Source organism: Pseudoxanthomonas sp. PXM03, assembly GCF_014852005.1.
Classification (GTDB): domain Bacteria; phylum Pseudomonadota; class Gammaproteobacteria; order Xanthomonadales; family Xanthomonadaceae; genus Pseudoxanthomonas_A.
In genome coordinates this window covers 1-12,232 of record NZ_JACVAU010000006.1, presented here as the reverse complement: position 1 = coordinate 12,232, position 12,232 = coordinate 1, and the positions used below count along the sequence as shown (strand labels likewise).

General features: G+C 64.7%; 12 protein-coding genes. 5 read left to right on the top strand and 7 right to left on the bottom strand.

What is annotated here, in order from left to right:
* Nucleotides 1-43 precede the first annotated feature (43 nt).
* Nucleotides 44-376: a hypothetical protein gene (locus IB223_RS18430; RefSeq protein WP_192203249.1), complete on the top strand. Its 333-nt coding sequence runs from the start codon at nucleotides 44-46 to the stop codon at nucleotides 374-376.
* Nucleotides 377-382: 6 nt separating this feature from the next.
* Here IB223_RS18430 and IB223_RS18425 read toward each other — a convergent pair whose 3' ends face one another.
* The 3 genes from IB223_RS18425 to IB223_RS18415 all read right to left on the bottom strand — a co-directional run bounded on the left by IB223_RS18425 (nucleotide 383) and on the right by IB223_RS18415 (nucleotide 3,944).
* Complete coding sequence (locus IB223_RS18425; protein WP_192203248.1) at nucleotides 383-763, bottom strand: tautomerase family protein; 381 nt, start codon at nucleotides 761-763, stop codon at nucleotides 383-385.
* Between the two features lie 122 nt (nucleotides 764-885).
* Entirely contained in the window at nucleotides 886-2,547 is a 1,662-nt protein-coding gene (locus tag IB223_RS18420; RefSeq protein WP_192203247.1) for an MFS transporter, read from the bottom strand.
* An 11-nt stretch (nucleotides 2,548-2,558) separates the two neighbouring features.
* A complete protein-coding gene (locus IB223_RS18415; protein WP_192203246.1) occupies nucleotides 2,559-3,944 on the bottom strand; it encodes a DcaP family trimeric outer membrane transporter in 1,386 nt (461 codons plus the stop codon).
* A 321-nt stretch (nucleotides 3,945-4,265) separates the two neighbouring features.
* Between IB223_RS18415 and acs the strand changes: the two genes are divergently transcribed.
* The gene (gene acs, locus IB223_RS18410) at nucleotides 4,266-6,209 is read left to right on the top strand and encodes an acetate--CoA ligase (RefSeq protein WP_192203245.1); all 1,944 of its coding nucleotides are present in this window, start codon (nucleotides 4,266-4,268) and stop codon (nucleotides 6,207-6,209) included.
* A gap of 116 nt (nucleotides 6,210-6,325) precedes the next feature.
* Entirely contained in the window at nucleotides 6,326-6,994 is a 669-nt protein-coding gene (locus IB223_RS18405; protein WP_192203304.1) for a response regulator transcription factor, read from the top strand.
* A 22-nt stretch (nucleotides 6,995-7,016) separates the two neighbouring features.
* Here the strand turns inward: IB223_RS18405 and IB223_RS18400 are convergent, their stop codons facing one another.
* Nucleotides 7,017-7,409, bottom strand: coding sequence for a Na+:solute symporter (locus IB223_RS18400; RefSeq protein WP_192203244.1), 393 nt, complete (start codon nucleotides 7,407-7,409; stop codon nucleotides 7,017-7,019).
* A gap of 374 nt (nucleotides 7,410-7,783) precedes the next feature.
* On the opposite strand from IB223_RS18400, the gene IB223_RS18395 reads away from it, so the two are divergent.
* On the top strand, nucleotides 7,784-8,824 hold the full coding sequence (locus IB223_RS18395) for a Gfo/Idh/MocA family oxidoreductase (protein WP_192203243.1): 1,041 nt from the start codon (nucleotides 7,784-7,786) through the stop codon (nucleotides 8,822-8,824).
* A complete protein-coding gene (locus IB223_RS18390; RefSeq protein ID WP_192203242.1) occupies nucleotides 8,824-9,978 on the top strand; it encodes an NAD-dependent epimerase/dehydratase family protein in 1,155 nt (384 codons plus the stop codon). The genes IB223_RS18395 and IB223_RS18390 overlap by 1 nt, the downstream gene beginning before the upstream one ends.
* A gap of 173 nt (nucleotides 9,979-10,151) precedes the next feature.
* Here the strand turns inward: IB223_RS18390 and IB223_RS18385 are convergent, their stop codons facing one another.
* From IB223_RS18385 to IB223_RS18375, 3 genes are all read right to left on the bottom strand, one after another.
* On the bottom strand, nucleotides 10,152-10,421 hold the full coding sequence (locus tag IB223_RS18385; protein ID WP_192203241.1) for a DUF2798 domain-containing protein: 270 nt from the start codon (nucleotides 10,419-10,421) through the stop codon (nucleotides 10,152-10,154).
* A 445-nt stretch (nucleotides 10,422-10,866) separates the two neighbouring features.
* The gene (locus IB223_RS18380; protein WP_192203240.1) at nucleotides 10,867-11,244 is read right to left on the bottom strand and encodes a hypothetical protein; all 378 of its coding nucleotides are present in this window, start codon (nucleotides 11,242-11,244) and stop codon (nucleotides 10,867-10,869) included.
* Between the two features lie 535 nt (nucleotides 11,245-11,779).
* Complete coding sequence (locus IB223_RS18375) at nucleotides 11,780-12,049, bottom strand: hypothetical protein (RefSeq protein ID WP_192203239.1); 270 nt, start codon at nucleotides 12,047-12,049, stop codon at nucleotides 11,780-11,782.
* Between the last annotated feature and the right edge of the window lie 183 nt (nucleotides 12,050-12,232).

The window sequence follows — 12,232 nt, the reverse complement described above, 5'->3', positions numbered from 1 at the left end:
ACCGCATGCGCGCCCACACGGCCGGTCGCCCTACAATGCCGCCATGCGCCTGTTCCTTTCCGCTCTCCTGCTCATCGTCGTGCCCGTGCCCGTGCTGGCCCAGGTCACCGCCACCGGCGATTACCTCGCACGCATGGACACCGACCGCGACGGTCGCGTAGGCCTGGCCGAATACCAGGCCTGGATGAGCTACGCCTTCGACGGCATGGACCGCAACCGCGACGGTGTGCTGTCCGTGGAGGAACTGCCGGGCGGGCGCGGCAAGCCGATCACCCGCGCGGCGCACCTGGCGCAGCTTGCCGACCGCTTCAGGCGGCAGGATGCGGACGGCAACGGCTTCCTGAGCGAGAAGGAACTCGCTGCGCCGCCGCGTTGATCCGCCTCACGTATGGATCAAGCGTCCGCCTGCGAACGCCCAGTTCTCCCACGTGGTTTCCTTGAAGCAGACCATCACGTTTTCCGGATTCCTGCCGGCGGCGGTCAGGCGCTGCATCAGATCCGCGAGCAGCGCTTTCTTCACTTTCACGCTGCGTCCCGCCGACCACAGGATCTCGATCAGCACGAAGTCCTCGTCGCGTGCTCCGGCGACATCCGGATAGGCCGGGTCGTAGCGGAAATCCTCCGCCGACAGTTCCAGCACGCGGTGGAAACGATCAGTAGTGGGCACGCCCGAGGCCACCAGCGCGGCATGCACGGCGTCCAGCACGGATGACTTGAATGCGTCGTCCTTGGGCTTGCGGATGGTCAGGGTGATCAGTGGCATGGCGCATGCCCTCATGGCGGGAGGGTCAGCTTACATCCGCGAAAGCACCCAAAAGAAAACGCCGGCCACGAAGGCCGGCGTCCGGGTTGCCGGCCCTGGAGGGGCCGGCGGGGGAGGAGCGTTTACTTCGTGATGTCGACGTGGTTGGTCTCACGCAGGAACAGCGTGCCGATGATCAGCGTCATCACCGCGATGCCGATCGGATACCACAGGCCGTAGTACAGGTTGCCCGTACCCGCCACCAGGGCGAACGAGATCGCCGGCAGGAAGCCACCGAACCAGCCATTGCCGATGTGGTACGGCAGCGACATGGAGGTGTAGCGGATGCGCGTGGGGAACAGCTCCACCAGGTACGCCGCGATCGGGCCGTAGACCATGGTCACGTAGATCACCAGCACCCACAGCAGGAACAGCGTCATCGGGATGTTGATGCGCGCGGTGTCCGCCTTCTCCGGATAGCCGGCGCTGGTCAGCGCACCCTTCAGCGCGGCGCCGAACTCGCCCGACTTCGCCTTCAGGTCATCCTTCGACAGGCCCGCCGCCTCGAACGACGCCACAGCGGCGCCACCGACCTGGACCTTGGCCACTTCGCCCGCCGGACCCGGCTGGATTTCATGCGGCACGCCGGCCTTGGTCAGCGCAGCCGTGGCCACGTCGCACGAGCTGGTGAACTTGCGGATGCCGACCGGATCGAACTGGAAGCTGCAGGTGGCCGGATCGGCGACGACAACGGCCGGCGACGACGTGCGGGCTTCCTCGATGGCCGGGTTGGCGTAGTGGGTGATGCCCTTGAAGATCGGGAAGTAGGTCAGCGCGGCCAGCAGGCAGCCCGCCATGATGATCTTCTTGCGACCGATCCTGTCAGACAGCCAGCCGAAGAACAGGAAGAACGGCGTGGCGAGCAGCAGTGCACCGGCGATCAGCAGGTACGACACCGTCGGGTCCACCTTGATCATGCTCTGCAGGAAGAACAGCGCGTAGAACTGGCCGCCGTACCACACCACGGCCTGGCCGGCGGTGGCGCCGAACAGCACCAGCAGCATCAGCTTCAGGTTGCCGCCCTGCAGGCTGTCGCGGAACGGCTTCTTCGAGCCCTTGCCTTCGGCCTTCATCTGCTGGAACAGGGGCGACTCGGCCAGCTGCAGGCGGATCCACACGGACACGCCCAGCAGCACGATCGAGCCCAGGAACGGAATGCGCCAGCCCCAGTCCTCGAATGCCTCGGTGCCCAAGGTCAGGCGGCAGGCCAGGATCACGGCCAGCGACAGGAACAGGCCCAGCGTGGCGGTGGTCTGGATGAACGCGGTGTACAGGCCACGCTTGCCCGGCGGTGCATGCTCGGCCACGTAGGTGGCTGCGCCACCGTACTCGCCACCCATCGCCAGGCCCTGCGCCAGGCGCAGGATGATCAGGATCACCGGCGCGGCGAAACCGATCGTCGCGTAGTTGGGCAGCACGCCGACCAGGAAGGTCGAGATGCCCATGATCAGGATGGTGACCAGGAAGGTGTACTTGCGGCCGATGCGGTCGCCGAGGCTGCCGAAGAAGGCAGCGCCGAACGGACGCACGAAGAAGCCTGCCGCGAACGCCAGCAGCGCGAAGATCATGCCGGTGGTTTCGTTGACGCCACTGAAGAACTGCTTGGCGATGATGACCGCCAGCGAGCCGTAGAGATAGAAGTCGTACCACTCGAACACGGTGCCGAGGCTGGAGGCGAAGATGACCTTCTTGTGGCCCTTCGTCAGCTCGCCCGACGACGAATGCTGCACTGTCGTGGAACTCATGTGGTTTCCCCTCAGAAAGTGTATTTGACGGTCGTGTGCAGACGCTTCAGGTCGCCCTCGCGGTCGTCCTCAAGCGAACGCTGCCCGTAGATGAGCTCCGCGCCGATATCCAGTTTCGGGAACGGCGAGTAGATCAGGTTGGCGTGCATGGATTGCGTACGCTCGGTGACGCCGAACCCGGTGAGCGCGGCGTCGTTGTCGAAGTGCGAGGCGGAGTACATCAGGTTGGTGCGGATCTTCGGGCTGAACACGTGGCGCCATGCCACGAAGCCGCCGTAGCCATCCAGCGCGCTGATGTCGCCATCGGCCTCGGTGACCACGTCGCTGCCCACGCCGAACGCCAGGTAGCGGCCGATGCCTTGGCCGGCATTCACCGCATAGCGGATGTCGTCGTTCTTGCCGAGGTTGAACTTGCCCGAGACGCTGACGGAGGCGCCAGTATCGGTTTCCTCCAGCAGCTTGAACTGACGCACCATGCCGGCGACGGTGAAGTGGCCCCAGTCGCCCTTGGTCAGCCAGCGCGCGGTGACGTCCGGCGCGGCGTTGTCCCCGCTGTTGAAGCGGGCGCCCGTGAGGTACGGGGTGACGGTGGTCTGCGGGTTCTCGATCGAGAATGACCACGGACCCTTGGTGTAGCGCAGCTGGGCCTGGCGCACGAAGATCGTGCCGTCGGTCGGGCCCACGAAGTCCACCGCATCCGGCAGCGCCGCCGCGTCCATGAAGTTGGACCAGGTCTGGCCGGCCAGCCAGTTGTTCCAGCTGACATACGCATGGCGAAGGCTCACGGCGTAGGTGTTGGTCGCGGTCTCGTTGCCGGCCAGCGCGTTGCTGCCGCCGCCGAAGAAGTCCATCTCGACGAAGCCCTTGAGCTTGTCGCCGCCCTCGGTCACATGGTCCGCGCTCAGCCAGAAGCGCGAGAACTGCGCGTGGTAGTCGGCATAAGCATCGCCGCCGTCGGCGGTCGGGCCACCGACCGGGATGGTGCTGGGCACGTAGAACAGGCGGCCCGACGAGCCATCGGCGATGCGGCCGTCGCTGGTGTCGGTGACCATCGCGTCCATCTTGATGAAACCGCCGTAGGAGAACGTGCTCCCCGGATTGGACGCGGTCAGGATGGTCGTGTTCTGGATCGGCTGCTTGCCGGCGGGCAAGGCGGCCGGTGCCGTGGCCTGCTTGGCCTGCACCTGGGTCACCTGCTCCTGCGTGGTGGTGATCTGGGTCTGTTGCTGCTGCTGTGCGGACAGCAACAGCTGGACCTGCCGCTCGAGGTCGGCCACGCGGGCCTCCAGCGCTTTTTCCTTGGCGGTCTGTGCGAACGCCATCCCCGGCGCAATGAGGGCGACGAAAAGCGCAGCGGCCAGTGGCCGTCGCGCCATGAGTGCGGAACGTTGGGTCATAACCCCTCCCGAAAGGTTGATGGCCGCGTTGCGCGGCTGACGGAGACTTGCGCCTGCGCGCCGGCAGCGCCTATTCGCCATTAGTCGTAATCGCATCGTCGGGCAGGCAAACCCTTGCCACAGAAGGGGTGCGGCGATCGGTCGCAGGGAGCGCATGGCCGCTTTACGACCATTGTCTAAGCCGGATGCTGCGATGCCGCACGACCGTATGCGTCAAACTCGACGTGCCGGATGCACCGCACGACGTACCTCCGTCGCCTCGCCCGGTCTTCGTCCATGCTTCAGAATCGACGCTTCACAGGAATGTCCCGGGAGGACCTCATGACTGATCTCTATCCGGTCAAGCCGGAATTCGCCGCCAGCGCGCGCATCACGCGCGAGCAGTACCAGCGCGACTACCAGGCATCCATCGACGATCCCGAGGCCTTCTGGGGCAAGGCGGCCGAACGCCTCGACTGGTTCACCAAGCCGACCCGGATCAAGGATGTCAGCTACGCCCTGGACGACTTCCGCATCCGCTGGTTCGCCGACGGCGAACTCAATGCCAGCGTCAACTGCCTCGACCGCCAGCTGGCCGAGCGCGGCGACAAGGTCGCGCTGCTGTTCGAGCCGGACGGTCCGGACACGCCGTCGTATGGCGTCACCTATCGCGAACTGTACGAGCGCACCTGCAAGCTGGCCAACGCGCTGCGCGCGCTGGGCGTGCAGAAGGGCGACCGCATCACCATCTACCTGCCGATGATCCCGGATGCGGCCGTCGCCATGCTGGCCTGCGCGCGCATCGGCGCGATCCACTCGGTGGTGTTCGGCGGGTTCGCGCCCAATTCCATCGCCGACCGCGTGGCCGACTGCGGCAGCAAGCTGATCATCACTGCCGACGAAGGCCTGCGTGGGGGCAAGAAGGTGCCGCTGAAGGCGAACGTGGATGCCGCGCTGAAGCTGCCGGGCACCAACTCCGTCGAGACCGTCCTCGTCGTGCGCCACACCGGTGGCGCCGTCGACATGCAGATGCCGCGAGATCGCTGGTTCGATGCCGTCGTCGACGCGCAGCCGGCCGAGTGCGAGCCCGAGCGCATGAACGCCGAAGACCCGCTCTTCATCCTCTACACCTCCGGTTCCACCGGCAAGCCGAAGGGCGTGCTGCACACCACCGGCGGCTACCTGCTGTACGCGGCGTACACGCACGAAGCCGTGTTCGACCTGCGCGAGGACGACATCTACTGGTGCACCGCCGACGTGGGCTGGGTCACCGGCCACAGCTACATCGTCTATGGGCCGCTGGCCAACGGCGCCACGGCGGTGATGTTCGAAGGCGTGCCGAACTACCCGAACGTGTCGCGCTTCTGGGAGGTGATCGACAAGCACAAGGTCACCATCTTCTACACCGCCCCCACCGCCATCCGCGCACTGATGCGCGAAGGCGAGGCGCCGGTGAAGAAGACCTCGCGTGCGTCGCTGCGCCTGCTGGGCAGCGTGGGCGAGCCGATCAATCCCGAAGCCTGGCGCTGGTACTACGAGACCGTCGGCGATTCGCGGTGCCCCATCGTCGACACGTGGTGGCAGACCGAAACCGGCGGCATCCTGATCACGCCGCTGGCCGGCGCGATCGACCTCAAGCCCGGCTCGGCCACGCTGCCTTTCTTCGGTGTGCGGCCGGCGCTGGTCGATGCGAATGGCGAGCAGCTGGAAGGCGCCACCGAAGGCAACCTGGTGTTGCTGGATTCGTGGCCGGGCCAGATGCGTACGGTGTACGGCGACCACCAGCGCTTCATCGATACCTACTTCCGTACCTACCCGGGCACGTACTTCACCGGCGACGGCTGCCGCCGCGATGCCGATGGCTACTACTGGATCACCGGCCGCGTCGATGATGTCATCAACGTGTCCGGCCACCGCATCGGCACCGCCGAAGTGGAAAGCGCGCTGGTTGCGCATCCGAAGGTGGCCGAAGCGGCGGTGGTCGGTTTCCCGCACGACATCAAGGGCCAGGGCATCTACGCCTACGTCACCCTCAAAGCCGGCGAAGCGCAGAGCGACGAGCTGCTGAAGGAGCTGGTGGCCTGGGTGCGCAAGGAGATCGGCCCCATCGCCACGCCCGACCATCTGCAGTGGGCGCCGGGCCTGCCGAAGACGCGTTCGGGCAAGATCATGCGCCGCATCCTGCGCAAGATCGCCGAGAACGCGCCGGAGCAGCTGGGCGACACCTCGACGCTGGCCGACCCGTCGGTGGTGGAATCGCTGGTGGCCGAACGCAAGGTCAAGTAGGCACGAACGGCCCGTCGCGGGGAGGCGGCGGGCCAGCAGGTGCGGGCGTGTGACGCCCGCACCTGTGCAGCACGCACCCCACGGATTACCCTTCCCCCACGATGGACCGCACCGCCATGCCCACCCTGCTGATCGCCGACGACCACCCGCTGTTCCGCGAAGCGCTGCGTGGCGCCGTGCAGCGCGTGATGCCGGGCGTGAAGCTGCACGAAGCCGACAGCGTCGACGCGCTGTACGTGCTCGTCGACGCGCACCCGGATGCCGACCTGCTGCTGATGGACCTCAACATGCCCGGCGCGCACGGATTCAATGCGCTGGTGCACCTGCGCGCGCTGCATCCGCAGCTGCCCGTCGTCATCGTGTCGGCACGCGAGGAGCCTGCGGTGATGCGGCGCGCGCTGGACCACGGCGCGCTCGGCTTCATTCCGAAGTCCGCCGATTCGGACACCATCGGCCAGGCCATCGGTGCCGTGCTCGATGGCGAGCGCTGGGTGCCGGACGAAGCGCACAACGCACCGGCCACCAGTCGGGACGAACAGGAAACCGCGCAGCGCCTGCGCGACCTCACCCCGCAACAGTTCAAGGTGTTGCAGATGCTCGGCGCCGGCCGCCTCAACAAGCAGATCGCCTACGACCTGGGCGTGTCCGAAGCCACCATCAAGGCGCACGTCACCGCCATCCTGCGCAAGCTGCACGTCACCAACCGCACCCAGGCCGTGCTCGCGGCCGGTCGCCTGGCGGTGGACCCGGACGGCATCGTGTTGCCGCCGGAAGAAGCGGAGTAGGGCGCCGCCGCGTGCGCGCGGGTCATCGGCGAGGCGCTACCGACACGCCGAGCAGGCGCATCGCCGGTCCCGTGAGCAGCGCACCGACGATCGCGCATGGCGTGCCCCACATCAGCACCCCCACGTAGATCATCGACGCACCGCCACCCTGGTATGGCCGCACGCAATCGGTGTAGTACGCCAACATCAGCCACGGTGCGAACAACAGGCACGCCCCCACCGCCCGCAGCGGATTGGCCGTCAGCAGCGAGACCAGCGCGGGCAGCAACGGCACCAGCACGAACATGCCCACCACCTGTACGAACGTCAGCAACGTGTGCCTGTAACAGCCAACGCTGTTGAACGCCTGCAGCGCGATGACCAGTGCGATGGCGGTCATGCCGGTGATCAGGGCTTGCCTGCGGGAAATCAGCATGGAGTGCACCGGTTTGCGAGGGCGTGCCGAAGATACCGTGAAGCGCTAGCGAAAGCATGCGCAAGCAGGAGGGCAACGTCTGACGAGTCCAGGAACCGCCAGTCGACGTCCTCCAGCACGATGCTTGCGCAGCAAGCAATGGCCTCCGCGATGTCCGCGAAACCATCCGGCTCCCCTTGTCGGATGTCAGCGGCAAGGATCATCGCGCTTGGCGCCGTGACGCGCTGGATCAGGCCTGCCGTGGACCCCCAGGCCCTGTATGAGTGCAGGGTGAGGCCGCGCTCCCGCCTGGGCGTGTGAAGGACGTGGTCCACCGTGCGGCCGGTCGATGGCCCAATTCACGTATCGCTAGTGTGCTGACACGGAGAGGGACCTTGACGAGCTTTGATTCCAACCAGCCCGTACGGCTTGGCATTGTCGGGTGCGGGGCGATCACGCGCGAGGCGCATCTGCCCGTGATCATCGAGGACCGTCGGGTCGAGGTGACCGTGCTTTGCGACCGCGACCGCGGCAACGCCACGCATGCGGCGCGCGCCAGCGGTGTCGAGGCGGAGATCACCACCGAGCTCGCCGCGCTTGCCGGTAAGGTCGATGCCGCCATCGTGGCCGTCCCGCCTCGCTTCCACGCACCCGTCGCGATCCAGCTGATGGAAATGGGGATCGACGTCCTGTGCGAGAAGCCGCTGGCGATCACGGTCGCCGACGGCCAGAAAATGGTGGAAGCGGCGCGCAGGACCGAGCGGGTGCTCGCCGTCGCCCTCATGATGCGGTTCTTCCCGCACAACCGGTGGCTCGCGGACCTGGTGGAGGAAGGGGAGATCGGTGAAGTCCGCGAAGTGATCGTCGAAGACGGCGCACCGCTCGACTGGCCAATGGCGAGCAACAGCTACTTCGATCGCAACGCGACGGGCGGGGGCGTCCTGTTCGATACCGGCGTGCACCTGCTCGACCGGGTGCTCTGGCTCTTCGGCGACCTTGCCGGGATCGCTTACGAGGACGATGCATTCGGTGGCTTCGAGAGCAACGCGAAGCTGACCGGCGTCCTGCAGATCGGCGGACGACCAGTGCCCGCGCGGCTGGAGTTCAGCTGGTCGCACCGCCTGCGCCGCAGCATCCGGGTAGTCGGCGAGCGCGGCACGCTCGAGGCTTCGACCTCGGATCCCCGCACCCTGACCCTCCACCGGACCACGCGGCGTGGTCCGATGGAGATGCAGATCCTGTGCGCCAAACGATGGGACGGGCGCAGCCACTACCGCGCGCAGCTCGACGACTTCATCGGCGCGGTCCGCGAGCGGCGCGCACCGTTCGTGACCGGAGAGTCGGCGCTGCACGCGCTCGCCGTCATCGAGACGGCGTATGCGAGGCGCACACCCATGGCGCAACCCTGGCTGGCACGCATGGAGTCCTCGGCATGATGCCCACCAAGATCCTCGTCACCGGCGCCACCGGGTTCATTGGTTCACGCCTGTGCGAACTCCTGTCGCTCGAGTACCGGCTCCCGTACCGTGCGCTGGTCCGCGACTTCTCGCGCGCCGTGCGGATCGCCCGGCTGGATACCGAGCTGGTCGCGGGCGACATGCTCGACGCCGCCAGCCTTGCGCGGGCGGTGGAAGGATGCGACGCCGTCGTCAACCTTGCCCACGGCGACGACGAGAGCGCCCGGACGCAGGTCACCCAGCTGATCGAGGCCTGCACGCGTGCCGGTGTCCGTCGTTTCGTCCACATCAGCTCGATGGCCGTGCACGGCCCGTCGCCCCAGCTGGACGTGCTTACCGAGGCCACCGCGCCTATCCAGCGATGGAACGAGGCCTACTCCGACGCCAAAGCGGCGTCCGAGGCCGTCGTGGTGGCAGCCGGCAAACGAGGCGCACTGGAGACCGTCGTGCTCCGCCCCACCATTGTCTACGGTCCCTACAGCTTCTTCGTCACGCCGATCGTCCAGGACGCGCGGGCGGGCCGGATCAGCCTGATCGATGGCGGCCGGGGCATCTGCAACGCGGTGTACGTCGACGATGTCTGCGAGGCGATCATGGCGGCGCTCGAACGCGATGACGCGGTCGGCGCGGCGTTCCTGATCAACGGTGATACCCGCATGACCTGGGGGGACTTCATCACCACGTTCGCCGGCATGGTCGAGGGAGAAAAGACCCTCCATGACCACTCGCTCGACGAGATCGCCAGCTACTGGCAGGCGAAGCGTCCGCGCGCGCGCGACAGCGTCACCGCAGCGATCCGCCTCGCCGCCTCGCCGGCCTTCCACGCCCAGCTCGGCACCATCCCGCCCGTCGGCAAGCTGATCCGCGGCACCAAGGAAATGGTCGCCCGCCGGATCACCGCCGAGCAGAAGATGATGATCAAGTCCCGGCTGCAGCGCCGCAGCACCGCAACACCGGCCGACGATGTGCCGGCACTGCGGATGCCCAGCGAGGGTCGTGTCGTGCGCGAAGCGTACCGGTCGTGGGTATCGAACGATCTGGCCAGGACCAGGCTCGGCTGGACGCCCACCCACTCGTTCGAACTCGGCGCCCGGCGCACGGGCGAGTGGATGCGCTTCGCGCGGATCGTTTGATCAGGGGATAGCTTGGCTTTCGGCTGCCGCAGTGATGGTGGGTATGACTTCCTGCTCGACGCTGGTTGACTGCCGAAGGCTGCGCTTCCAACTTGAGTGAAGGGAAAGGTTTTTGCGGCGCCTAATACCTGAATCAAGCCGCGCCGCGAAGCGGCGTCGGCTTGAATGAATTGCTAGGTCGCTCGCACGAGTGCTGCGGTTGCCTTGCGAACTACAGGTAGTACCAACAGCAACACCGGAAATGCGATTAGCCACGAGACACCCCAGGCACCAAGCCATTTGGACACGAATTGAGGCGACATGCCAATGCCTTTGAACGTGCTGACCAGGGACACAATGCAGGTCATCAGGATAGACAGCAGCAGAGGCATGACCAGCGAGCCGTACCGCGCGGGGAGTTTGGGAATGCCAAAGAGGACGGTGGATTTGTTTGAAGCGTTCATGAGTGATCTCCTGGATCCGGTCAAGCAAAGGCGCCTTTTACCCGTGAACGGATAAACAGCCCCGGCAGTGCCGGAGATGAAGGGCGCGTTGGTTGACGTGAACGCTTACGGCCGACCGCGAGAACCGCGATGGCGGAGGGAATGTTAGGAGTGGCAGCGCGTCTTGGCAAGAGCGGCCTAACGCCCGAGTTAAGCCGTGTCGCGAAGCGGCACCGGCATGAATCAATTGTCAGGCCTCATAGTTGATCTTCCACGGAACAGCGAAGCGATCAACCACGATTGCATAGCAGGGTGACCAGAATGTTCGTTGCGGCGCAAGTACGAAAGAACTCCTGAAACGGAACCGAGGAAACAGCTTTGGGTTGCTTCTTGCGGAATGGCCACATATGAGCGCTAACGCCTGAATTAAGCCGACCCGCGAAGCGGGTTCGGCTTGAATGAATTGTTACGCGCCATCCGAATTGTCTCCGACTTGTACGGGCTGGGATCCGCCTGTGTCGATGACGGCAACGCTAGTCGCCATACCAAGAATGCGCTCAAGCTCAGGAGCCGTCAGGCCCTCAGCGTGAATGATTGTGTTGTCTTTAGTGGTGATGATTATCTTGCGGCTTGATCTGCTCTTGATGAAAGCGACAAGAACTGCTGCAAGACCTGCCCACACTGAAGCGACCCCAACCGCTTGAACAATCTCAATGACGCCAGAAGATGCCATTGGCACTCCGGCACGCATCTCTCGTATCTGATACTTGACCTGATGCTCGTTGAGAAGCTCAATAAACGGTCTGAAGCTGTCCTTGAAGACGTGCGCTGGGAGTGTCGTCATGACTCGTTCTTCTGGCAGGTTACGGAGGGCTGCATTGGCGCCTAACACCGGAATTAAGCCGACCCGCGAAGCGGGTTCGGCTTGAATGAATTGTTAGGCGGCAAGCCGCGGCCAATCAACTCTCGCAACTGATCTGGAGGACATGGCCAAGTAACCGTGCCCAGTGCCTCGCGCTGCGTGTGCCCTAGCGTCGGAAACATTGGGATCGACTGCCAAGCCCATGCAAGAAGTCGGGGAAATAGCGGGTAGATTGTTTGAAGTGCCGAGATGTCAATACGACCATCCGGATAAGGCTGCACATCAACGGAGCAAAAGGTGTTTCCTTGCCACCAGCACAGCTCCAATTGTTTGCGTCGTAGTGCGTGTCATAGGCAAGTGAAAGTCCGCGCTCTCTGGCGATTGAAGTGATCAGGTCTCTCAAGGATGTGGTTCCTTCCATTGCCGCCTAACACCTGAATTAAGCCGGCCCGCCCTGGCCAACTGTCCGATCAATGCCGTAAAGATGTGGGCTCGGCTTGAATGAATTGTTAGGCATCTAGCCGGTGAGCTCAAACTGCCCCTGAAGTAGGGACAGGGTATGGGACTCGTGTTGGCCAGGCCCACGGTTGAAACACTTTGTCACCGTTACAAGGCCGGTAGAGGAAATATCCTCAACGGGAAAAGTCTCGCCAATCATGGAGCGGATGTCCTCGATCTCATTGGGCTCGAGGAAATCGAACAGGTGCATCTGCAGGTCTATGACTCTGACGAGGTTGCCGATACGCACGGGTTTGCCGTTTGTGTCGACCGTTGTGACGTCTTCCATAGATGCCTAACACCGGAATTAAGCCGACTTGGCCGCGTCAGCGGACAAGTTCGGCCTGAATGAATTGTTAGGTGGCCCCTTGTAATCTCGACGCATGCGCCAGAGGACGAATGCATTGGCCACGGGAATGTATAAGAAAATCATCGCGGCGGGGACAATTGCTGGGCCCTTGGTGCCGGAGGA